Source organism: Anditalea andensis, assembly GCF_000714815.1.
In the GTDB taxonomy this organism is placed as follows: domain Bacteria; phylum Bacteroidota; class Bacteroidia; order Cytophagales; family Cyclobacteriaceae; genus Anditalea; species Anditalea andensis.
Genome location: NZ_JMIH01000011.1, coordinates 53,114 through 76,393 on the forward strand (window position 1 = coordinate 53,114; position 23,280 = coordinate 76,393).

The 23,280-nt window shown below is 38.1% G+C and carries 20 protein-coding genes; 8 read left to right on the forward strand and 12 right to left on the reverse strand.

Annotated features, from left to right (window positions below; all coding sequences use genetic code 11):
* The first annotated feature begins 19 nt into the window (after window positions 1-19).
* Both EL17_RS02400 and EL17_RS02405 read left to right on the forward strand, forming a co-directional pair.
* Window positions 20-1,168 carry a recombinase family protein gene (locus EL17_RS02400; RefSeq protein WP_164674919.1) on the forward strand — a complete coding sequence of 383 codons (1,149 nt, stop codon included), beginning with the start codon at window positions 20-22 and terminating at the stop codon, window positions 1,166-1,168.
* Window positions 1,165-1,716, forward strand: a complete 552-nt coding sequence (locus EL17_RS02405; protein ID WP_035069620.1) for a hypothetical protein — start codon at window positions 1,165-1,167, stop codon at window positions 1,714-1,716. The genes EL17_RS02400 and EL17_RS02405 overlap by 4 nt, the downstream gene beginning before the upstream one ends.
* A gap of 233 nt (window positions 1,717-1,949) precedes the next feature.
* Here the strand turns inward: EL17_RS02405 and EL17_RS02410 are convergent, their stop codons facing one another.
* On the reverse strand, window positions 1,950-2,291 hold the full coding sequence (locus tag EL17_RS02410) for a PKD domain-containing protein (protein WP_035069623.1): 342 nt from the start codon (window positions 2,289-2,291) through the stop codon (window positions 1,950-1,952).
* A gap of 360 nt (window positions 2,292-2,651) precedes the next feature.
* Between EL17_RS02410 and EL17_RS02415 the strand changes: the two genes are divergently transcribed.
* The 5 genes from EL17_RS02415 (at window position 2,652) to EL17_RS02435 (ending at window position 5,362) form a co-directional block, all read left to right on the forward strand.
* The gene (locus tag EL17_RS02415; protein WP_240485922.1) at window positions 2,652-3,038 is read left to right on the forward strand and encodes a TetR/AcrR family transcriptional regulator; all 387 of its coding nucleotides are present in this window, start codon (window positions 2,652-2,654) and stop codon (window positions 3,036-3,038) included.
* A 281-nt stretch (window positions 3,039-3,319) separates the two neighbouring features.
* Window positions 3,320-3,757, forward strand: coding sequence for a DUF6010 family protein (locus EL17_RS02420; RefSeq protein WP_051719751.1), 438 nt, complete (start codon window positions 3,320-3,322; stop codon window positions 3,755-3,757).
* Between the two features lie 2 nt (window positions 3,758-3,759).
* On the forward strand, window positions 3,760-4,224 hold the full coding sequence (locus EL17_RS02425; RefSeq protein WP_035069626.1) for a hypothetical protein: 465 nt from the start codon (window positions 3,760-3,762) through the stop codon (window positions 4,222-4,224).
* 2 nt (window positions 4,225-4,226) lie between these two features.
* Entirely contained in the window at window positions 4,227-4,544 is a 318-nt protein-coding gene (locus EL17_RS02430; protein WP_035069629.1) for a DUF3817 domain-containing protein, read from the forward strand.
* Window positions 4,545-4,549: 5 nt separating this feature from the next.
* Window positions 4,550-5,362 carry a plasmid pRiA4b ORF-3 family protein gene (locus tag EL17_RS02435; RefSeq protein ID WP_051719752.1) on the forward strand — a complete coding sequence of 271 codons (813 nt, stop codon included), beginning with the start codon at window positions 4,550-4,552 and terminating at the stop codon, window positions 5,360-5,362.
* 162 nt (window positions 5,363-5,524) lie between these two features.
* On the opposite strand, the gene EL17_RS02440 is transcribed toward EL17_RS02435, so the two are convergent.
* From EL17_RS02440 to EL17_RS02450, 3 genes are all read right to left on the reverse strand, one after another.
* Window positions 5,525-5,746, reverse strand: a complete 222-nt coding sequence (locus EL17_RS02440) for a hypothetical protein (RefSeq protein WP_035069632.1) — start codon at window positions 5,744-5,746, stop codon at window positions 5,525-5,527.
* Window positions 5,747-5,928: 182 nt separating this feature from the next.
* Window positions 5,929-6,492, reverse strand: a complete 564-nt coding sequence (locus tag EL17_RS02445) for a porin family protein (RefSeq protein ID WP_084166097.1) — start codon at window positions 6,490-6,492, stop codon at window positions 5,929-5,931.
* A gap of 79 nt (window positions 6,493-6,571) precedes the next feature.
* Complete coding sequence (locus tag EL17_RS02450) at window positions 6,572-7,063, reverse strand: Crp/Fnr family transcriptional regulator (RefSeq protein WP_164674920.1); 492 nt, start codon at window positions 7,061-7,063, stop codon at window positions 6,572-6,574.
* 290 nt (window positions 7,064-7,353) lie between these two features.
* Here EL17_RS02450 and EL17_RS02455 point away from each other — a divergent pair, with 290 nt between their 5' ends.
* Complete coding sequence (locus tag EL17_RS02455) at window positions 7,354-7,563, forward strand: hypothetical protein (RefSeq protein WP_035069641.1); 210 nt, start codon at window positions 7,354-7,356, stop codon at window positions 7,561-7,563.
* A gap of 764 nt (window positions 7,564-8,327) precedes the next feature.
* Here EL17_RS02455 and EL17_RS02460 read toward each other — a convergent pair.
* The 8 genes from EL17_RS02460 to EL17_RS02495 all read right to left on the reverse strand — a co-directional run bounded on the left by EL17_RS02460 (window position 8,328) and on the right by EL17_RS02495 (window position 22,959).
* Complete coding sequence (locus EL17_RS02460; RefSeq protein WP_035069644.1) at window positions 8,328-8,585, reverse strand: hypothetical protein; 258 nt, start codon at window positions 8,583-8,585, stop codon at window positions 8,328-8,330.
* Between the two features lie 442 nt (window positions 8,586-9,027).
* Complete coding sequence (locus tag EL17_RS02465; RefSeq protein WP_051719753.1) at window positions 9,028-11,817, reverse strand: hybrid sensor histidine kinase/response regulator transcription factor; 2,790 nt, start codon at window positions 11,815-11,817, stop codon at window positions 9,028-9,030.
* Window positions 11,818-11,866: 49 nt separating this feature from the next.
* Window positions 11,867-13,399 carry a glycoside hydrolase family 32 protein gene (locus EL17_RS02470; protein ID WP_051719754.1) on the reverse strand — a complete coding sequence of 511 codons (1,533 nt, stop codon included), beginning with the start codon at window positions 13,397-13,399 and terminating at the stop codon, window positions 11,867-11,869.
* A gap of 333 nt (window positions 13,400-13,732) precedes the next feature.
* The gene (locus EL17_RS02475; protein WP_035069647.1) at window positions 13,733-15,712 is read right to left on the reverse strand and encodes a glycoside hydrolase family 32 protein; all 1,980 of its coding nucleotides are present in this window, start codon (window positions 15,710-15,712) and stop codon (window positions 13,733-13,735) included.
* A 26-nt stretch (window positions 15,713-15,738) separates the two neighbouring features.
* Entirely contained in the window at window positions 15,739-17,439 is a 1,701-nt protein-coding gene (locus EL17_RS02480) for a RagB/SusD family nutrient uptake outer membrane protein (RefSeq protein ID WP_035069650.1), read from the reverse strand.
* A gap of 29 nt (window positions 17,440-17,468) precedes the next feature.
* Window positions 17,469-20,540: a SusC/RagA family TonB-linked outer membrane protein gene (locus EL17_RS02485; protein WP_035069653.1), complete on the reverse strand. Its 3,072-nt coding sequence runs from the start codon at window positions 20,538-20,540 to the stop codon at window positions 17,469-17,471.
* A 159-nt stretch (window positions 20,541-20,699) separates the two neighbouring features.
* Window positions 20,700-21,617: a carbohydrate kinase family protein gene (locus EL17_RS02490; protein WP_035069656.1), complete on the reverse strand. Its 918-nt coding sequence runs from the start codon at window positions 21,615-21,617 to the stop codon at window positions 20,700-20,702.
* Complete coding sequence (locus EL17_RS02495; protein ID WP_035069659.1) at window positions 21,604-22,959, reverse strand: sugar porter family MFS transporter; 1,356 nt, start codon at window positions 22,957-22,959, stop codon at window positions 21,604-21,606. The genes EL17_RS02490 and EL17_RS02495 overlap by 14 nt, the downstream gene beginning before the upstream one ends.
* Window positions 22,960-23,280 lie beyond the last annotated feature (321 nt).

Consider the following 23,280-nt stretch of genomic DNA (forward strand, 5'->3'; position numbering starts at 1 on the left):
AATCAAGAATATGATCAACATGAAAGACATATCTGTTTTCCAACAATTCGGCAAAGGGGCTCCCGCAATTCAGATCACGGGTGGAACAAATTCCGTCATTTATACCCGGGTAAGCTCTAAAGAACAGGCCGACAGGAACCTGAGTCTTGAAACCCAACGCAAAGCCTGTGACCAGTATGCTGAAAAACATAAGCATACGGTGCTTGCATACTTTGGTGGAACGTATGAAAGCGCTCAAACCGACGAAAGGAAAGAGTTTGCATCCATGATCGCTTATGTAAAAAATAGCCGTAAGAAGATTTCCAATATTATTGTTTATAGTCTTGAAAGGTTCTCCAGAAACGACAATTCCATTTGGCTTAGTGGGCAGTTGAGAAAACTTGGAGTGGAAATCATATCCGTCACCCAACCGATTGACACTTCCAATCCAGCTGGAAAAATGCAACAAAAAATGCTGTTCCTTTTTGGTGAATTTGACAACGAGCTCCGAAAGCAAAAATGTATGGCCGGTATACGGGAAATGTTGTTGAGGGGAGATTGGCCAACCAAACCACCAATGGGATTTGATAGTGTAAAACGGAATGGCGCAAGGAAAATAGTGGTCAACCAAAAAGGGAAATTATTGAGACAGGCATTCCTGTGGAAGGCACAGGAAGAAATTTCCATTATTGAAATTTGTAAGAGACTTAAAGAAAAGGGATTCACAATAAATCATAGGCGGATCTCGGAAATTTTCAGGAATCCTTTCTATTGTGGGCTTATGATTCACAACATGTTGGAAGGAAAGGTAGTGGAGGGAAACCATGAAGTGCTTGTCTCACAGGAGCTGTTTCTAAAAGTAAACGGCATCATGGATAGGAAAACGAATGGCTACTCCATCAAGGAGGAAAATGATGAAATCCCCCTGAAAAGATTCCTTCTATGCAACAGTTGTGGTAAATCGATGAGAGGGTATATTGTAAAAAGTAAAAAGCTGTATTATTACAAGTGCTGCACGATTGGCTGCAAAAACAATAGAAGTGCGAAATGGCTGAACGGGCATTTTAAAAAGATACTTGGTTACTTCAACCTAAGTGCTGAGCCAGGCCTTACAAAACTCATAAGGGAACAGACAGTGGCCACATTCAATAATTTTCAGGTCAACAGGGAGAAGAATGGCAAGTGTTGAAAGATAAGCAAAAGGAGTTAGTGAAAAAGATTATGAGGTTGGAAGAGCGCTATATCAATGAGGAGATTGACAGTGAACTCTACTATCGTTATGTGAAAAAATTCAAGCAGGAAAAGGATGAAACAGACAAACTTTTGGCGAAATCGTCAAAGAGGGGGTCGAACCTTGAAAAGTGCATTGATTTAGCGATGGATTTCTCCACCAAACTGGCTCAGAAGTGGGATTCTTATGATTATGTGACCAAACAACAAATCCAAAAATTGATCTTTCCGGAAGGCATATTTTATGATCGAAAAAAAGATGAGTGTCGAACTTCTAGGATAAATTTTGTCTTTTTGTATATCGCTCATATACAGCAAGTTAAAAGTAAAAAACAAAGAGGCATCCCCGAGTTGAACCTCGATTATGCCTCTTTTGCCGGTCTAGTAGGTGGAAAGACAGTCGAACCTCTTCTGTATAACGTAAACCCAACTTTTTCCTCTTTATTAAAATTACTGTTCTCAACTAATGCAAACTCAGTTGTGGCGATAATTCTACCGTCTTATTGATCATAAAAACGAATGATGATTGCAGCAAAAGGAAAGTTTTCCGATTCCCGAGCCAAAGGTATGTCCGTTTCCCAAGTCAAAGGTAGGTTTTCCTGCCCTACATCTGTTGTTACTTCACTTCGTAATAGTAGATCATATTCTCTGCTTTCTTTATTATACTGTAAAGCTTCCCAATAGACATCGGCATTTCCCTGAAAAGGATCTCTAGGATTACCGCCTTGCAGATAGTGGTTTTAGATAAAACTGAATAAATGTATCTCGTAGATTTTACAATGTCCTATTTTAACCTCTTGCTGCAAGACCCTTGCCTGGGCGGTGGAACCACCTGTAAGGGTGATGGTATGGAGCCCTGGTTCAGTGTAAGCAATGTAAGGTTCACGAAGATCTGATGTCTGTCCATTACCAAAATCCCATTGATAATTTGTTTCTTGGCTGACATTATTGAACGTGAGGAACACTCCTATCAGGTAATAATCATCTTGTAGTGAAAATTCCGGTAACGGAAGAGTTTCTTCAGGATTGCAGCTGAATAATAAACAAATGAAAAACAGGGATAAAAGTAGATATGCTTTCATATGGGGGAATTAAATTATACAAATGCCTTCCAGGATAACTTTCCCAGCCAGTCTGATCTTACCAGAATTCAGAACTTATTTCAGCGAGAGGCATCGAATAGTTCATTGGCCAAAGGAACTCCTTGTGATTGAGCTAAAGTTTAAATTATAAGAGCTATAAAAAATATACTATTGAGGCTGGTATTATTCCTGCTTGGGTTGGTAAGCTTTGGGCAGGACAGGACACCTTTATTGGCCATATTGCCTACCATTACCTGCAACCCTAAAAGACAACACAATAACAAGACAATAGGCGATCCGATGTTTTGGAATTACGGTATTTCTCTGTTTTTTTGATAAAAAATACTAAATGGTATCTTTATGAAAAAAGCAGCGACAACACGGCTATTAATTCTACAAAAAGCATTTGAAATGATTTACTTCAAAGGTTATCAGATTACAAGCATTGACGACATTATCGCCACGACACAGGTAACTAAAGGTGCATTTTACTACCATTTCAAAAACAAGGACGAAATGGGACACGCCATTATTAACGAAATCCTGAAACCAACACTCACAAAATGTTTTATAGAACCGCATCAAAACGAGCAAAATCCATTGATTGCTATTTATGATTTGATGTACAACCTGCGAATGGAAAACGAGTTCTTGAAAGTCAAACATGGCTGCCCTGCTTCAAATTTCACCCAAAAAATGACCTCTTGTAATACAGATTTTAAATACGCCTTAAACGAAATAACTTAACAATGGACAAAAGTAATGACCACAACTATTGAGAAAGGAAATAGAAAATGGATTTATCCAAAAAGACGTAAACGCAAAGTAAGTTACAATTTTTATAATGTCAGGTTATTGGGCTATTCGAAAGTTTGGAAAATTGGAAAACAGCAAAATGGTTTATCTACCTTATTTAAAGGAACTTAAAGGCTATCTGAACAGTCTGAAATAATTTTATTTCTTCAAAAAAATACTACTTGGTATGTTTTATTTTATCTTTGCCACTGAAACAGAAAAATAGAAAAGATATGGATACACATAATCACATCGTTCCTGACTTTACAATCAATGTCGCATTAGCTGCTGTGCTGATTGCTTTTGCATTTATCACAATAATGTCCTTTATAAAAGAGCCCTATCGCCAAAAAATAAATGCATTATTAATTGCGGGCGCAGGGGCAGTGTATTGGAGTGGCGGTTTAGGCGTTTGGGAGTATGTTTTTGGTTCGCTAATGCTATTCGTAGCTTACAAAGGACTGAAACATTATTACTTTATAGGCATTGGTTGGTTATTGCATACAGGGTGGGACATCTTGCACCATTTATACGGTAATCCAATCGTTTATCTTGAACCATCGTCTTCGGCAGGTTGCGCGGTATGCGACCCTATACTTGCACTTTGGTTTTTCTTTGGAGCGCCTACAATTTGGAATGTATTAAAAAAACCAAAAACAATAACAACGTAGGTATGTATTCAACCCTGTTATCCTTGCACTCTTTGTTTCGTTGGCTTGTATTGGTAATTTTAGTGTATTCCATTTACCGGGCTTTTATAGGCTATACCAGAAACCAGCCCTTTTCGAAAACCGATAATGCTTTTAGACATTGGACAGCAACTGTTGCTCATATCCAATTAATGATTGGAATAGTCCTTTACACTCAAAGTCCTGTTGTAAAATATTTTTGGGCAAATACTAAAACCGCCTTACTAAATTTAGACTTAACGTTTTACGGCCTGATACATATTGTCTTAATGCTGACAGCCATTGTGGTATTGACAATAGGCTCCGCCTTGGCAAAACGAAAACCAACGGACAGAGAAAAATTTAAAACAATGCTGGTTTGGTTTTCTATCGTATTAATCATCCTTTTCATTGCTATTCCCTGGTCATTTTCACCGCTATCTAGCCGACCATACTTTAGAACATTTTAATTATGAAGAAGTTATTTACAACAACAATAGGCCGGTTACGTCTTTTCGCCTATTTAGAAGGTATCTCAATAATTGTTTTGGTTTTTATAGCCGTTCCACTAAAGTATTACTTTGACAATCCTTCGTTATCAAAAAAACTTGGACCAATACACGGAGCCTTGTTCCTTTTGTACGTATTTAACGTTTTACGTGTTGGTATAGAACAACAATGGAAATTTAAAGAAACCAGTTGGAAAGTACTTCTTGCCTGCATGGTTCCATTTGGCACGTTTTATATTGATTATAAAATTCTTCGCAACATAAAAACTGATGAAACCTAATCAAAATGAATTATGTATTCAAAATATCAGTAAAATCGAATAAATCAGTCAAAAAACTTATACCACACTTAAATAAATTATTGACTGCTTCAGAATGGAACTTTTTAGAATTGCCGTTCTTGCTTATGTTTGTAAAAAGAAATAGTATGAATATGGTTAAGGTTGCTCCACTTAAAATAAAGGTCGAGCTAAAGTCAGTTCCTCATCCGGTCACTCGAATTATATTGGTACCTGAAAATATTACTATGCTTCAGCTGCACTTAACGATCCAGTTGTGCATGGGCTGGTGGGGGAATCACTTATTCCAATTTATGGACTACAAAAATGACCCCACTATAATAGCATCTTTTGCCAATGATCCAGAGTATTTTTACGATGGAATGGAAGAAAAAGAGGCACATAAAGTAAAGTTGAAGAAGGCATTTTTCGAGATGCGTGAAGCGAGACCATTTTGGTACTGGTATGACTTTGGGGATGACTGGTGGCATCACATAAGATTCCTTAAGCCCAGCAAAAGAGACATGGCCATATTTGAACTTCAGGAGGGTTCCCCCACCTGTGTAGAGGCGATTGGCACATGCCCGCCAGAAGATGTCGGAGGAGTGCGGGGTTATGAGGAATTCTGCAAGGCAGTCAACGACCCTAAACATCCGGAGTACGAGTCATTTAGAGAATGGGCAGATATCGCTGAAGGCTCGGTATATGATTTTGAGCAGGTCGATATCTTCCAAATCAACGAGGAGTTAGAAACCTATTTTGAAAGCAAAAGCTGGAAAAGAAAGACTGCGGAAGTATTTGCCAAGGGACTTTTTGCATAAAAAAAGCCTGAAGCATCAAATACTGAATACGCTTTTACAAGACCAACTCATATAGTCAGTTCGTGTAAAAACTGACAATGCATCCTACAAACAATATTTTCAGCCTTATCCAGCGATAAACTTTATACGGTCTATAGTCTATTGATGGAAGCAGCTTTTATCTCAGTCGCTGAGTTCTTCACACTCAAACCCTTCTCGCTGAAGCAGTAATTTTACTGATGAGATGATTTTGGGATTCAGCGTTTCGATACGTAGAATCTTTTCAGCATCTTCCAAGTCAAAGTTCCATTTGATTTTCTTTAATAGGTTCTGAAGTGCTGTGTGCAATTTAGCCGCATCATCTGCTGTTTTTACAGTGGTCTTAAAAACTTCAACCGGTGTCATAGGAAGTGAATAATGATGGTTAAAATATGATGTATGTATTAGTTCGGTCTACATGATTTTCTCCCTGCTGGCCGGAGAACCTGAAAGATTTTTAAAGGCAAACTGATCACTATTCCCTTTTTGGTATTTTCGCTTACCATCGAAATTTGATGCATGAATTAAAACCATCAGTAAATGATCAACTAGTGGATCCTGTATGAAAACCCAATATAGAAAACACTATTTTTCAGATCTAAGCCATTTACTAGATTTGTGAGGCCATGGCTGTATCGGATGCCAATATTCCAATCCTCAGCAACTTCATACCCCAATCCGACATTGATCAGCAAATCAAAGGTGTCAAAATTATCCAGCCGTATATCATGCGGTACCGAGCTGTTTGAATGGATTGTTAATACACCAAGTTGTGGGCCCAATTCGAAATAGTATCTGTCCTTCAGCCATTTCAACATTATCGGGATATTGATGTATGAGATATTGTACCTTGTTTTATTTTCGGTCTCCTCACCTTGCAAGGACCAAATAATTTCAGGCTGAATTTTAAAGTTATGGGATAGTTTATAATTCGTATAAACTCCAAACGAATACCCTACTTTCCTATCGCTTTCTGGAAAGGCGTCCTTACCAAAAAGTGTTGCATAGTTTACCCCGGCTTTTATTCCAAACTGATACTTTTCTTCCTCCTGCGCATAAGCATATGAGTAGGAAAAAAATAGCATGATGCTAAAAGATATTATTGACTTCATAGGAATTAAGTTTTCACAGAAATTATATGTGCAAACTTATTCCATCATCAGGTGCAATCATTTGATATAAGTCACAAAATCATCTGGCACGGAGACGGCTCAGGGTTTCTCTGGAAACACCAATAAAGGAAGCAATGTGCGTCAATGAAACACGGTTAAAAATTTCAGGCCTTTGGGACATAATGGTTGTAAACCGGTCGTGAGCTGATCTTAAATGAGTGTAATACAGTCTGTCTTCGAGATAAGCTGCGTAGTCTCCAATTACAGGATTGACAAAAGAAGATACTTCCAGGTGTGCTAGCATTAATGGCTTAATCCCTACCATATTAAATGCAATCAGAACGCTGTCTTCAAGCAATTCAACTGTCTCTCTTGAGGGCAAATCATTGTAATTTCTTAGAGAACCTACCACCTCATTTTCAAATGCAAACCATGTGTTCACCTCTACCCCATTTTGCAAATAGTAACTCCTTGCGGCCCCCTGAATGATAAAATAGGCAAAACTATTGGTTTGATTTTCACGAATAATGATTTGCTTTTTAGCAGGTCGAATCACTTTTATATGAGGCATTAAATGTTGCGTGATTTGTTCAGTCAACTTAGGCTCACATCTCCCGAAGAAGTTATCAATTAAGATTTGATCATCGACCATAGTTTTTTTAGATTTTAAATAATATGACACTTCATTAATCAGCTCAAGACCGACTGACTCCCAGCCTTATGTAACGGATTATTAAAACCGCATCAATTTCGGTAAATTAAGAATGCAGCATATTCGGCATCATCCATGCACCATCAATAATCTCTAAGGGCATACCCTAAGGGATTTTGGAGTATTTGCCGATTTACCAAAACTAGGGTATGAAGAATGTGGATTTGGACAAATTTATGGTTTATTTCGAGAATCACCACCTATACATAGATGGATTTTCCATCCGGCAGATCAGTAAGGAGACTGTCATCAGACAGGGCCAGGTAGATTTCGGGGAGTACAAAATGCGCAACACCTTCCATAAGAGGGCAAAAGAGTTTTTCTTTGCCCTTGTACTTTCCCGCTACAAATATGTCTGATTCACCGACGTATAATTCATCTCACAGCTTCCCTTCATGGTCCATGAAAATGCCTTTGTCTACATCACAGGCATCCCAGAGAATCGGACTTTGACTGGGAAACGGTCTTTGTTATCAACTAAAGTGGAGGGTACATTATCCTGTTTCAAAACCAATAATAATCTAAATCAACGTTTTTTTTAGAAAATAGGGGTTAAATAATTTATTTGATTGCATTCAATGGATTTGTGATTCCTGAACTCCAAACTGCGGCTTCTAAATTCTTGAGGTTTTTTTCCGAAAAGAGAGAAAAGCATTCTTCGATAGGTATTTGCTAGGATTAACATCAATATACACTGTATCCTAAAGATTACTAATACTCACCTTTACTCCAGTCACTGTCCGTTATCACTCCATTCTCACTCCGTATTTTTATGTAATAAGCAATAAAACATTAATAAAGCAAATTAAAAAAAAAGAAAACAAACAAGACTAAACCATTATTATATATGGTTTTAAAAACTAAATGATACCGTATTATCCATAGAAGGTTTATTTATCATAAAAAACGGACCCATGAGTTATATACTATTCTTTTTAACTCCATAGGGCTACTCAGGGATTGCTTTTTATAAAACTTTCAACCAACGAAGCATCGATATGGCTAATGCATCCATTCGTGAGCAGGACTCAAAGGCAAAAAGGGCCCTAACGTTTATTACTCCGTCGACAGGATCCCCTTTGTCAGGCAATATGTTCGTCCTGACCATTCCAGCCCTACTAAACTATAACTGGCAGGCTGGAGCAAGTTTAAGGCAGCTACCCGCTTTGCCGGAACGCTCAGGGAAGCTTTGAGGTTGGGCTTCATCAATGACTGGAAGGGTATGCGCTCTCTTGCCAAAGTGGGGCTGGGCAGAGGTGGTGCATAGATTCATGCGCCAGTAATGATGGTAGGCCTGGATCTGTTCAAGAGCTTTGAGGACCTGGATGAGTTCATCATCTGTTTGGGGAGAATTTCGATTAGGAGCTAGCCTAGAGACCACCGCTTCGGATATCTAATTAATAAGATACCTCTTATCGTTTGTGAAAAAATCAAGTTGTTTATAATCCGCCAATTTTTGTTTTTTGATTGAATCAACTTGATAAGGGTAGTTAGCTGGGGTACTACACCAAAGTTTAAATAGTGTGCGGGGATGGTTGAAGGTGTGGTAGTGACAATATTTTTTAAGAGTTTTTAGGTCAGAAAGGAGTATTTATCAAATAGAAGAGGGAAATAATACAGATAACAAAACTATCACCGTTTATGTGCCGAACTAAACTGATTAGGGATGATCCATGGAATGCTCACTTACATGTTGGTAATCCGATCATTATAGATATATTGATGCCAAGTCTGAGAATATAATAATGTAAGGACTTTCTGGACTGTAATTCCTTTTGCCCTCAATTATCCAAAATTATGGTATTTCCCCATGAATATAATGGTTATACATCACTAGGAATATAACCGAAATGCTTCTTAAAACACTTGGTGAAATAGGAAGGATTGCTAAAGCCTACTTCCATAGAAATTTCATTGATATTAAAATTCTTTTCTTCCAACATCTCTTTAGCTTTTTTGAGTCTGAAAGTTTTGATGAATTCATTTGGGGTATAATTTGTAAGGCTTTTTACTTTTCTGTATAGCTGTATTCGTGAAATCCCCACCTTTTCAGATAGCTCCTCCACCCCAAATTGGGAATTGTTTAAATTCAGGTTTAAAATATCTATTACTTGATTGAGGAAGTTCACATCAGTTTTGGAAAGTTTTCTCATAGCTGCTTCTCCCTCTTTTTTCTCGGTTAGCAGCAGATTTGTTTGAAAGGCCTTCTTCCAATTATCTCTGTTTTCCACCATTTTCCTCAGTCGCAGTGATACTAAATTCAAATTAAAGGGTTTGCTGATATAAGCATCTGCCCCTAAACCTATACCGATCAACCTACTCTCTTCTTCTGATTTAGCTGTCAAAAGCACTATCGGAATATGGCTGAAATTAATATCTTTTTTAATGGCTTCACAAAGCTGGAATCCATCCATTTCTGGCATTTTCACATCTGACAAGATGATGTCTGCCGTTTCACCATGAAGGATCAGTAAAGCCTCTGTTCCATTTGAAGCCTCTAAAATTTTAAAATCCCTGGAAAGATTACCCTTAAGGTATGTCCTTAGGTCATCATTATCCTCTACTAATAATAACACCGGCTTGGCATCATCAATTAACGGTAGAGCCACTTCTTTTTCATTATATTCAAAAAGTGAATTTTCAGCATATAATTCCTTTATATCATTACTATCAGAGAAGTCATCTTTAAAGCTGACACTTTTTAATCCCTTAAAATGACTTTTCCCCTTAAGGAAGCTGATTGAAATGACAGTTCCTACGTCCTTTTGGCTTTCTGCAAAAATATGCCCTTTTTGCATCTCAGTAAATTGCTTGCATAGTGAAAGACCAATGCCTGTACCTAAGGAACTGGTATTTACTTGATAATATCTTTCAAAAATCGCCTCAACATCAGCAATTCCTTCACCATTGTCCATGATCTCAATATTGACCTTATCCGGTTCTTCGGAAATTTCTACGGATATTGTTCCGCCTTTTCCGGTAAATTTAAAGGCATTGAATATTAAATTGTAAAAGATTTTTTCCGTTTTATCCTGGTCTAGCCAAAGTAGATCTTCTCTTAAATCCGCCCGGAATGAATAATTGATTTTTTTTACTTGGGCATGGTGGGAAAAAGAATTAAAAATATTTTTTAGAAAGGAGGAAAAAGGAATTGGGCTGATGACCATACCCATTTTATCATCTTCGATCTTACGAAAATCCAATAATTGGTTGATCAATCTTTGTAACATATTTACATGCTTATATATGAGTAAATATGTTTGCTTATCTTGATAGGAAAGATCCGGCCTGGACAATAACTTTTCTACCGGGCTCAATATCAAAGACAAAGGAGTTTTGAATTCGTGGGATATATTAGCAAAGAAAACCATCTTGGCCCTGGTCACTTCTTCAAATCGGTTGTTAAGAAGAATTAAGGACTCATGCTTTTCAGCCAATTCTCTCCGTTGTTTTTCTATAGCTAGATTCTGCTTGTTTAGTTTGGCATTGGCTTTTAATTTTGATCTGTAGGCTTTAACGATGATAAGAGAAAGAACTAGAAAAATCAACAATAATGCTCCGATCAGTAATAAAATGGTCTGTTGGGCATTAAAACGTAAGAGTTGATCACTTATTAATTTGTTCTGATGCTCTATTTTAGATTGTTGCCCAAAGAGCTGTTCAGATTGTAGGGCAAGTACACGTGCATTGGTGGAGTCAATTGCTGCTGTTTGAAGAATGTATTCTTTTTTTATAGGCTGGCCGGTAAGGATATCAATTGCGGTTTTAATAGCTAAATCACCTCCCGTTGGGTATAAAAAAGTCGCATCAATGTGTCCATCGAGAACTGCGGCAACCCCGCCCTCAGGGCCAGGCAACCCATCTACGCCTAAGACTTTTACCTGTTGAAAGGCCGGAAGTAGGGAAAGTTCTTGTTTGATGGCTTTAGCCATTACATCATTATGGGCATATACGGCATCAAATGGAGGATTATCTCTCAGCAAATTCTGTATGGCTTTCCTGGCCCTATCTTCTACCCAGTAACCATTGGCTTCTCCCACTATCTCAATTTGGGAAATCTCCTGTAATTTTTTTTCAAATCCTGCTTTTCTTTCCTGGGCTGCTGAAGCAGCTAGATCACCTGTAATCTGAACCACTCTCCCACTGCTCCCTAGCAGGGACACCAAATAATTGGCAGCGACTTCTCCGATAGCATGATTATCCCCCCCGATATATGAGGTATAAAGGTCACTATCTATTTTTCTATCTACGAGTATAATCGGGATGCCTTGCAGATATGCTTTTTCTACCACCGATGTAATGGGTTCAATGGCATTGGGAGAGATAATCAACAAGTCTACCCCTTCCTCTATAAATTGCTCAATATCTTGGATCTGTTTTTCATTACTGTAGTTGGCATCCCTGATATCTAGGCTGGCTCCCGGATAAAAAAGCAACTCTCCTACCATTTCCCTATGCATGGTTTGCCTCCATGCATCATCTCCTGTAAGCTGAGAAAAGCCTATTTTGTAAGGATAGTCCTGATTCTCTTGACCCGTTGAACAGCCAAAGACCCCCAGGACCATAGCTATAATAATTAGATAATTTGGATATAAGCCGACGAATACTTTCATGCATTATGTTGGGAAAAGCAAGATGGAGCATGCTCCAACTTGCTTTAATTTATCTTATGGCGGGAGCTTCATAAATTCTGACCATTCCTGAGTCACCCTCTCTATTTTCACTCAAATGTACTTCAAATCTAGTAAAAGGGTTTGTATTAAATACCTGGGCGGTCATGACATACATCCCCTCATTGATAAAAACCTCTACTGAAGAGGCATCTACCACGATATCCATATTGATTTTATATAATTTTTTCCTAAGAGGCATTTCCTGAACGCTGGCAAAGGCCTCATGAAAATCTACTTTTCCTGATTGTGATCTATCTAGATAGACTTTTTGATTGGCGTTGTCAAATTGTATGGTTATATTCTCCCCCGACTCATTGACCAGTTTAAATGACTCATTTTCTCCAAGAGATATGTCTTTGAGAGAGATTACAAATCCTTTTTTGCCTGCAAGGGCGATGGTCTGGTCTTTATCAAATGATTCCGCACTTGTTACCTCTTCCAGCATTTCATAAAACTCGCCTACAGGAAGACTTGCCACTATGTTTTCTCCGCCATCCCGTACTAATTTTAATTCTCTTGCGATGGTCATGGCGCTTCTCCATTTTTGAGTAGGGGTAATGTTAGCATAATCCCAATTACTCATCCAGCCTATGAACAAAGTCCTACCATCTTTATCTGGGATATTCGCCCAGGTCACCCCGGCATAGTTGTCTGTTCCCCAGTCCAGCCATTTTTCTTCTTGATGCTCTGGAGTAAAGGTGATACCATCAAAATCCCCGGTAAAATACTGTGTACCACTACCACCGTTTGGTGCACCCGGATTGATGCTGATGAACATTACCCATTTGGATTGCCCATCATCTCCCGCTAATTCAAACAGATCAGGACATTCCCAAACGCCACCTTTAGCTCCAATGCCTTTACCGAATTCACTTTCCAATGACCAATCTTTCAAATCTTTTGAAGAATACAGATGAATGACATCCTTTACTGCTAAAGCCATGATCCATTTTTCGCTTTGCTCATGCCATGAAACTTTAGGATCCCGGAAGTCTGCAATACCCGGATTGGGCAATACCGGGTTTCCTTCGTATTTCTCCCAGGTTCTTCCCTTATCATTGCTATAGGCCAGACTTTGTACCTGACCCTTTTCCTCATGGTGATGGGTAAATATCGCCACTAAAGGAGTCTCTTCCCCTGTCTTAAAACCAGCGGTATTATGGTGGTCTGCGACTGCACTCCCTGAAAAAATATACCCCAGTTCATCCGGATAAAGCTTAATGTCTTGCTCTTCCCAATCTACTAAATCAGTACTGATGGCATGGCCCCAGTGCATAGGGCCCCATTCTGTACCATCAGGGTAGTATTGGTAGAAGAGGTGGTATTCTCCGTCGTAATATACCATTCCATTGGGATCGTTCATCCAATTTTCCTTTGGTGTAAAGTGGAATTGGGGACGGAAAGGTTCAGTGCTCACCTCACTATAACCATCTTCAACATTAGTAGAATTTGATTTAGTCTGAGAACATGAATATGATGAAATGATAATAAAAGGGATATAAAATAATTTTGATAGTTTCATGTTTTTATAATTTGTTATTCAACGGTAATATGGAATCATGCATGTTTATAACCATTCCGGTGTATGTTTCTTGCATCATGCTCGAATTCATATTTTTAAGTCAGTATGTTAAAATTTGGCTATTTATAAAATTCTGTTTAAAAACTTTATGAGCTAAATTCTGCTCTATCGATAAAGGTAATGCAGTTTTAATAGAAGGGGAAATTTTTACCCCTTCAGGTAAAATCATTTTAAGAATGATGGCTGATATATCAGTGGATAGCTGAGTAGATCCTCGTTTTGGTTTTATACAGTGTTTTTATCATATTAAATTGATGTATTTTGGTAGCAGTTTTACTTGTTTTTGTTTATGTTTTTATTTTTATTTTCCCAAATTGATGCTAATTCCCATGCTTTAAAATCAGCAATTCTTGATATCCCATGATTGGAGAAAAACTCAATTCCTGTCTGTAGTTCATTGGGAAAAGTCAATAAACTAAAGACGATTTCCCCATGATTGGTGAAAATTTCAACAGAAGACTGGTCTACTAATATATGTAGGCGCAACATGTTGTCTACAGGTGCTACTATTGCTGACATAGTGGTCGGAAACACTTCATTAAACTCGGAATTCGAAACATAATCAGTACAATTGGTTCTGTCAATGTTTAAGTTTTGAGTTACCGGATTATATGAAACACCCAATTTTCTCCCTTCTCCTACTAATAGGTTCAACCCAAAAATAGAATCATTCAAGCTGGTGTCCCAAGTGATATCTAGCTCATACATGTTTTTTAATGGGGAAAAACTTTCAATTGAGGTAGTCCCTTCTATATTTAAGTTAGACAGCTGCTGATATTTCTTTCGGAGTTTTTGTAATTCTGGGATAGGATTTTGAATTATCCTTATACCATCCTCAAATGTTTTTAAGGCCATATCCCGGGGAATAGATTGGAATCCTTTTCCCCAATCCGATGGCACTAGGTTTGCATAGTCCCAATTCCCCATCCAGCCTAATATAGTTATGCGGTCAGAGGTTTCATCAATGTCCCTCCATGTACGTCCTGCATAGAAATCTGGGCCGAAGTCAAGCCAAAGTGCATGTTCCAACCGATGATTTTTTAAAACATCAGAAAACATGATATGATCTATGGCTATGAAATCTTTCTCAGAAGACCCAGAATGTACGATTTCAATAAGCGCATTTTTACCTTTAAAATGATGGACATCCCAGCCTTTCCATCTAAACACATCATCATTGTCACCGGAAGTAGATTTCACTATTTCATTGTCAATAATCAAATTGATACCTGTTTGACCGGAAAGATCAGTCCCCGCTATCAAAAAATTGATGGCATTATGTTCAATGGTGAATTCAGGAGAAATAAGTTTACCTTCTTTATAATTTGTATTATTTGATTTGGCATGGCTGTTACCTAAACTGTTGGAGGTATTTATTGCCGTCGGGGAGTTGCCAAAGGCATCCCCCTGAACTTCCCATTCCCCAAAATCCAGTCCATCAAATCCTTCAAATAACTTTCCGTTGAGACCGGTTCCTTTGAGTAAATGTTCTTCAGTATTTGTGTCCAAAGTAAATTTTTCCCCATCAAAGTTTCCAAGGAAATATTGAACCCTATTAGGCCCTTGACCTATCAGCATCACCCATTTCTTATTAGCGCTATCTCCATCAATGCTCAGCTGAAATAAATCAGGGCATTCCCAAAATTCGCTTTGCGCACCAAAAGGACCAAAGTCACTCATGTATACCCACTCCTTTAAATTTTTGGATTCATATAGCTCAATAACCTGTTTATCGGGAAGCGACACTACCATTACCCATTTTTGCTGGGGAGGGTACCAAAATACCTGGGGATCCCTAAAGAATATCTCTCCAGTTTCCAATACCGGATTCTTATCGTAATATTGGAAGGATACTCCATCATTACTCACTGAAATAGCCTGAGCTTCAGGGAGAGAATCCCCAGGATAATGTCTGGTGTAAATTGCCACCATACTATTATCTCCAAACCCTGCAGTATTTTTTTTATCTACCACCACAGATCCGGAAAAATAGGAAAATGAGTTATCATCCCCTTTCATAGGGTGAGCTAATTCCTCCCAATAAACCATATCTTCCGAAATAGCATGACCCCACCAAAATAGGTGGTATATGCCTTGGGAAAATACTAAACCATCAGGATCTCCAATCCAGCCTTTTTGGGGACTAAAATGGAACTGTGGCCTATATTTCTCACTATACTGTCCAACAACAAAATCTGTATAAAAAAACAACACAATCAGAAGGCAGCATGTCTTAAAGCTTTTATAGTCCATATTTACTTGTCTTTGAGACTAAAGTTTTAATATCCTTTGTTTTGTACATACCTATTCTCACTCCAAAAAATCTGATTTTGAGGAATAGGAAGATATTCGTGCTTTGCAGGAGTAAAATTTCCGTCTTGTAGAAATGGCTTTCTGGATTTTTCAACATTAAAGTAAGCATTCATAACATTGCCGGATATTCCCCAGCGAACCAAATCAAAATATCGACTTCCTTCCATAGCCATCTCCAATCGCCTTTCAAATCTAAGGGCTTCCCTGGCAGTATCTTGATCCCAATTTATATTAACACCTGACGAATAGACGGCTACGTTGTAATTAGCCAAAGAAGCCCCTGATTCATTTACCAATCTACCGGTACTTAAAGCAGCTCTCTGACGAATTTTATTGATAATAGGCAATGCTTCAGCATGTCTACCCAATTCAATTAATGCTTCAGCCTTGAATAATAGGACATCAGCATATCGTAATACTATTCTGGCCTTGGTATTCCCATAAAAGGGATCCACGTTTACAAACCCCTCATCATTTGGGGATATATTTTCTTTTAAGGAATTATAATAGCCGTATATTTCAGGAGTCCTGCTCCAGCTTTCGGTGATCAATAAATTTGATTCATATTTCCAGGGAACACCTGGGCGGGCCACAGTATGATCCAGGCGCGGATCTATAGTTTCGTTGCCGAAATCTACATTGGTTTGATTATATGTTGAAAAGAGAGGAATTCCTCCATTATCGGTACGGTAAGCATTCACCAAATTTTGAGATGGCTTTTGAAAATCACAGCATCCTAAGCCTTGGGGAACGGTAAGCATTGCACCATGATTAAGTCTTCCACGTCCCACACCGTCATTGGTAGAATATTGTACTGCAAAAATAGATTCCCTCCCATTTTCATAGGGGCCAGGCAAGAAATTATTGGCAAAATCAGGTTCTAAACTATAATTTCCTAAAGCAATCAATTCATCAACAGCCTCTACTACTTGTTGCAATTGAACCTGGTTGATGTTTACCACTTCATAATTATCATTTTGCTCATATGCCTGATAAAGTTTTGTTTTAGCCAAATAGGCTAATGCAGCACCTTTTGTAGCTCTACCTATCTGTGGTTGCACTGTGGGTAAAACTTGAGACGCAAACTCAAAATCATCTGCTATTTTTTGCCATAGCTCTTCACTTGAATATTCTACGTTTGAGATTAATTTATAATCTTCAGCTAAAACGTTTTCATCAATGTACGGTATTCTGTTAAAAAGAATTTTCAAATTAAAATAATAATGGGCCCTTAAAAATCTCAATTCTGCTTTCCTTATGTTTACCTCAGGATACTCTTCTTGAGTGAATCCATCCATGATTCTTAAACCATCATTAGTTCGTCTGACACCTATATATAAATGAAACCACATACCATCTAATTCCCACATGTCAGGCCTTATATTGGTAAATGTTTCTATAAAATGAAATCCCTGCCCATCCCCGGGATCCCTACCTCCTTTATAAGAATCGTCAGCCCTTACATTTCCATAAGGCCATAAATTGAACGGCCGGTTTATTTCATCATTTCCTAAAGTAGAGTAAGCAGCAATAACAAAACCTTCTGCTTCGGCAGGCGAATTTATCTGATTCTCACTAAGCACTCCACGGGGGGCAATTTCTAATCTATCATGGCAGGAGCTGAATATTAATATTGCTCCTATAATTAGCATTTTTATAATTTTCATATATAATTCTTTAACCTTTAACACTTTAATTAAAACCTAACATTTACCCCGGCTGTCCCGACAGCTGGATTTGGATATCCAAATCCGGGATTTTCAGGATCAATTCCTGTAAATGATTTACTTTTAAATAATATACCCAAATGGTCTCCACCTATATAAAACCGTAAAGATTGTAACCCCATTCTATTAATCATGCTTTCATTGAAGGTATAGCCCATTTGAAAATTTCTTAATTTCAGATATGACCCATTTTCAATAAAATAAGTGGAAAACCGAGACTCCCAATTATTGTCTACAAGACTAATTGCCGGTATATCCGAAGTCTGATTGGAGAGAGACCATGAATTTAACAAACGTGCACCTTTATTTGAGCCCGTTTCCGAAGCACTCCAAAAATCTGTATTATATTTAAAATCGTTTATTACATCCACGCCAAAAACTCCCTGAAAAAATATGGAAAAATCAAAATTTCTATACTCCAGAGAGGCATTCAATCCTATTGAAAAATCAGGATGGGGATTGCCAATCCATGTCCTGTCATAATCGTCTATTACTCCATCACCGTTTAAGTCTTGGTAACGGATTCTGCCTAAACCTTTGCCTGGTTGAATACCATGGGCTTCTACTTCATCCTGTGATCTAAATAAACCATCCGCTACATAACCAAAAAATGAATTGATAGGTCTTCCCAAAATATTTTGACCTCTTCCGTCACCTCCATAGGCATTAACCACTTCTGAAGGCAAATGGGTGATACGGTTTCTATACAAATCAAAATTTCCATTTAACAATAGAACAAATTCATTCCCGATCCTTGTTCTGCTACCAAGTGTTAACTCAAATCCTTTGTTTTCCATAGAGGCACCATTAACCCATTGGTTTCCACCCTCCCCCAATACTCCGATATAAGGAGGCAATAGTAAAATATCATCAGTTTTCCTGATGTATACTTCAGCACTACCGTATAATTTTTGATTTAGAATTTCAAAATCCAACCCCAAATTTGTCATTGTGCTCGCTTCCCACCTTAAGTTTGGATTGGCATTTTGGGTCAGCTTGAACCCTGATGGTAGTACCCCGCTTTTATTTCCATTGATATCATATGATGTACCATTATAGTCTGTTACATATAGATTGTAAATGGCGTTATTGTCAATTTCTTGATTTCCGGTCATTCCCCAACCAAACCGAAGTTTTAAATCATCAATAACTGAGGTATTGTCACTGATAAATGCTTCATCACTGATTCTCCAACCTGCTGAAAAAGCAGGAAAAGTACCAAACCTGTTGTTTTGGCCGAACCTTGAAGATCCATCATACCTTACAGTAGCCGACAATAAATATTTATCCAACAAGGAATAATTTGCCCGGGCAAAATAGGAAAACAAAACATGCTTAGCGGCACTACCCCCGTTATCCTTGATCCCCGTTCCGGCATCCAAATGCATAAATTCATCATCCTCTACGACAAAACCTTCCCTTGAGGCCCAAAATGATGTATAGTTGTCCTCATAAAGCTCTGTGCCAATAATGACATCTAATCTATGGTCTTTTAATAAAAGATTATAGTTTAAAGTATTGGTCCAGGTGGTTTTGACACTGTGGCTTTGATTAGATTCTAAACGATTGACCGGATTATTTAAAAAACCTGATGTATATCTCTTCCTATATTGTCTGGAATTATAATTTCCATAATCGATTCCATAATTAGTTCTAAAACTCAGACCTTCAAATAATTTAACGTCAGCAAAAAAGTTACCAAATAATCGTTGGAAGTCATAATTGTTATGCCTATTGTCTTCCAACAATCTAACTGGGTTTTGACGGTCATTCATTCCCCCTACAGGACCTCCCCATCCACCGTCTTCAGTTCTTACCGGCAATATCGGTAAAGCCTGCATAGCTTCATTCATAGGATTGCCTTCAACTTCACCGGATTTAGTTAAGCTGAGATTTTGGCCTATAGTCACTCTTCCATTCAAAAGGTGGTAATCTGAATTTAAGCGTACTGATAATCTATTAAATTCAGTGGTTTTGATAACCCCCTGATTTTCAAAATAACCGACTGAAAGTAAGTAGTTCCCATTCTCATTTCCATTGGAAACAGAGAAATCATAATTCTGTATTAACCCTACCCTAGAAATTTCATCAAACCAATCCGTATTAGATGATCTCATTGTTCTATTATTGTCCAAAAACTCAGGAACAGATACGCTATTTAATACAGGCCCAGTTTCTGGGTCAACTGCCCAATCAAATGTATACTGTACGCTATTGATATTGGGATCCGTACCATTATTTATATGGGCCTGCCATAGCGCTCTGCCATACCCTTGGGTATCCAGCATTTCTCTTCTGGTGGTAAATGCAGAAACCGAAGAATAAACATTTGCACTGACTTGCATCACGCCTTTTGTGCCCCTTTTAGTTGTGATAATTATAACCCCATTTGCCGCACGCGATCCATAAATGCTCGTTGCAGAAGCATCTTTCAAAACCTGTAAAGATTCAATATCTGCAGGGTTGAGCTCATGCATCCCTGCCTTGGTAGGTACCCCATCAATAATGTACAAAGGATCATTATTATTTAAAGTACCTATCCCCCTTATTCTCACTGTTGCAGGTGCACTTGGAGATCCATTACCGGTAATGGTCATGCCAGCTACCCTGCCCTGCAAAGCTTTCATAGGATTGGCTACTGCTTGCTTTTTCATTTCACCTACATCGGCTACTGTAACGGCACCCGTAATGTCTTTTTTTCTTTCTGTCTGGTATCCTGTTACCACCACACTTTCCAAAGAAATTAAATCCTCTTCTAAAATAATATTTAAAATAGATTGGTTGCCGATTGGCATTTTCTGTGAAATATAACCTATAAAAGAAAATAGGAGTATAGATGATTCATCTGCATTAATACTAAAATTCCCATCAATATCCGTGACGGTACCTCTGTCAGGGGTGCCTTGAATACGGATATTGACACCAGGAATTCCTTCCTCAGTAACATTATCAACTACTTTCCCTGTAATCAATCTTTCTTGGGCTTTCACCTGAATGATCAACACAAAAATTAAAATAATTAGTAGAGCAATTTTTTTCATAAATCTAGGATTTTGGGGTTAATTTGAATACTTAATTTTTTAAACTTGAATAGGTATAAATTCAAGTAGTTTGGTTATAGGCAAATTCCTGTGGAAGAAACAATTATAGCTTTAAATGTTATCTAGGGGCTTCTCCTATGCCATAGTGCATAATTAAATTTATTTTGAATGTGAAGTAATATGTATCTGAGTATTTAGGATTGCCTGCACTTCATCCTTTGTAAACTGCGCATTTGCTCCTACTTTAGTGGCTGTAAGTGCTCCTAAAGCACATGCGAAGTTTAATGTCTCCATAGGTGTTTTTTCAGACAATAGACCGCTGACCATGGCAGCTAAAAAGGCATCACCGGAGCCGACTGCATCTTTTACCTGCACCCGATAACCTTTATGAAAGTAAGCGCTACCTTCGTATCGTAATATTGCTCCATTAGCTCCTCGTGTAAGGCAAACTGTTGGACAATTGAACTCCTCTTCTAATTGCTTTAATGCTGTTTCCGGATCTGAAGAAAGATGAAACCACTTTATCAATATTTCTAGTTCGTCTTCATTGAGTTTGACTAAATCTGCATAGTAAAGCAGGCCTTCAATATTTTCTTTGCTATAGTGGGGAGCCCTTAAATTAATATCGAATATCTTTTGAGCTTTGGAGGCTGATTCTAAAAACTGAAAAAGCGTATTTTTGGATACATCTTGTCTTGCCAACAGGCTTCCAAAAATCAATGCTTCTGCCTCCTCCACCAATTGGATATTATCAGCAGTCAACTGTAAATCATCCCAGGCTACCGGCTCATGGATTTTATAAGAAATAAAATCTCCATTGCCCACTACGCTCACTTCACTGGTGGCTAACCCTTCATTAGACTGTACATATCGGTCAGAAAAACCGGATTGCTTAAAGACTGAAAGCAATTCCTCACCTGACTCATCATTTCCCACACTGCTGATCAGTTCAACGTTTTCTCCAAGTAGCTTTAAATTTTTGGCAACATTAAAAGGTGCACCTCCGGCTACTTTTCCTTCACCAAATTTATCCCAGAGAATTTCTCCTATGCATACTATTTTTTTAGACCCGCTCATACGTGGATTTTTTTGAGGTTATGTATTTTTTTTCTAAATTTTCCAGCGTCATCCCTTTCGTTTCAGGTACATATTTAAAAATGAAATAGAAGGTGAAAACACTTAAGACCATAAATATCCCAAAGGCAAAAGCCCCTCCCATAAAGGCAAGCATCCATGGAAAAGTCTGAACCACTAAAAAAGTACAGGTCCAGTGCAGGAAAGTGGAAAATGACATGGCAGCCCCTCTCAAACGGTTTGGAAAGAGTTCGGATACCACTACCCACATTACCGGGGCAAGCGAGGAACCAAATGATGCGATATATCCCAATATAAAGATCAGCACCCAATACCCTTCCAACATATCAAAATAAAAAGCACCTACCAGAAAAGCCAGAGATATACTCATTCCGGCAGAGCCATAAAGCATCAGGGTTTTTCTGCCTAATTTTTCTATAAGGGATATGGCCACTAGCGTAAAAATAAAATTAATGGCCCCTATCATTACCGGCTGCCAAAACGAAGATGCCAAGCTGGCCCCGGCATTCATGAAAATCGTAGGAGCATAATATATCACCGCATTAATACCGGTAAGTTGCTGCAAGCAGGCCAATACTGTCCCTATTATCAGGACCTTTTTCATCCTCCCTTCAAAGAGTTCAGAAATTTTTACGCTGTTTACATTTTTTAATGAATCTTTGATTTGATCTAACACCATCCGGCTTTCAGTAGGTGAATAGATTTTATCAAGTACGGCTATAGCTTCTTGCTCTTTATTTTTCTTTACCAGCCATCTTGGACTTTCTGGAATAAAACATAGCGCTACTATAAAGATCAATGCAGGTATAGATTCAGAGGCAAGCATATACCTCCAATTGTCCTCACCTACTCCCAGAAAAAGAAAATTGGTAAAATATACGATAAGTATACCTGAGACGATGGCCAACTGGTTAAGCGAAACCATTTGGCCACGAATAGCTGATGGTGAGATTTCTGCAATATAGGTGGGGGATAATACAGAGGCAGAACCAACCCCTATTCCTCCTATTACTCTCATGATAATAAAAAAAGTGAAATTATTTGTCAAGGCTGTTCCCAATGCTGAGGCAATGAACATTATCCCCGTTATTATTAATACTTTTCTTCTACCATATAAATCTCCGAAATATCCAGAGGTCAATGCCCCCACCATACATCCGAGGATCACACATGCCACTGCCCAGCCTTCGAGGGCTTCGTTAAGTTGGAAATGTTCTTTTATAAAGGGAATTGCTCCTGATATTACAGCTGTATCAAAACCGAATAAAAAACCTCCGAGTGCAACGGTGCTGATGATAGTCAGCAAAAATCTATTTTTCAACATGTACCTTGTATTTTGGGTTTGAAATCGATTGAAATGTAGACAATCTTACCTGTGAGGCACTGTGACAAATGATTCAAAATATATAAAAAATGTTACATCGTTAATTTTCTGCCATTAATGCCAATTAAAGGCTCTTGGATATATGTCAAATATGTAAAAAACTATTAGATAAAATATTGGGGACCTAAAAAAGTCACTACCTTGTGATGGTAAGGATTTTTTTAAATTAAAAATAAATCAAAGAGATGCATTTTTTTTTTAGTCTACATACCGCCATTCGATAGGGCTCATTTTCCAAATTAAACTTATATGTAAAAAATA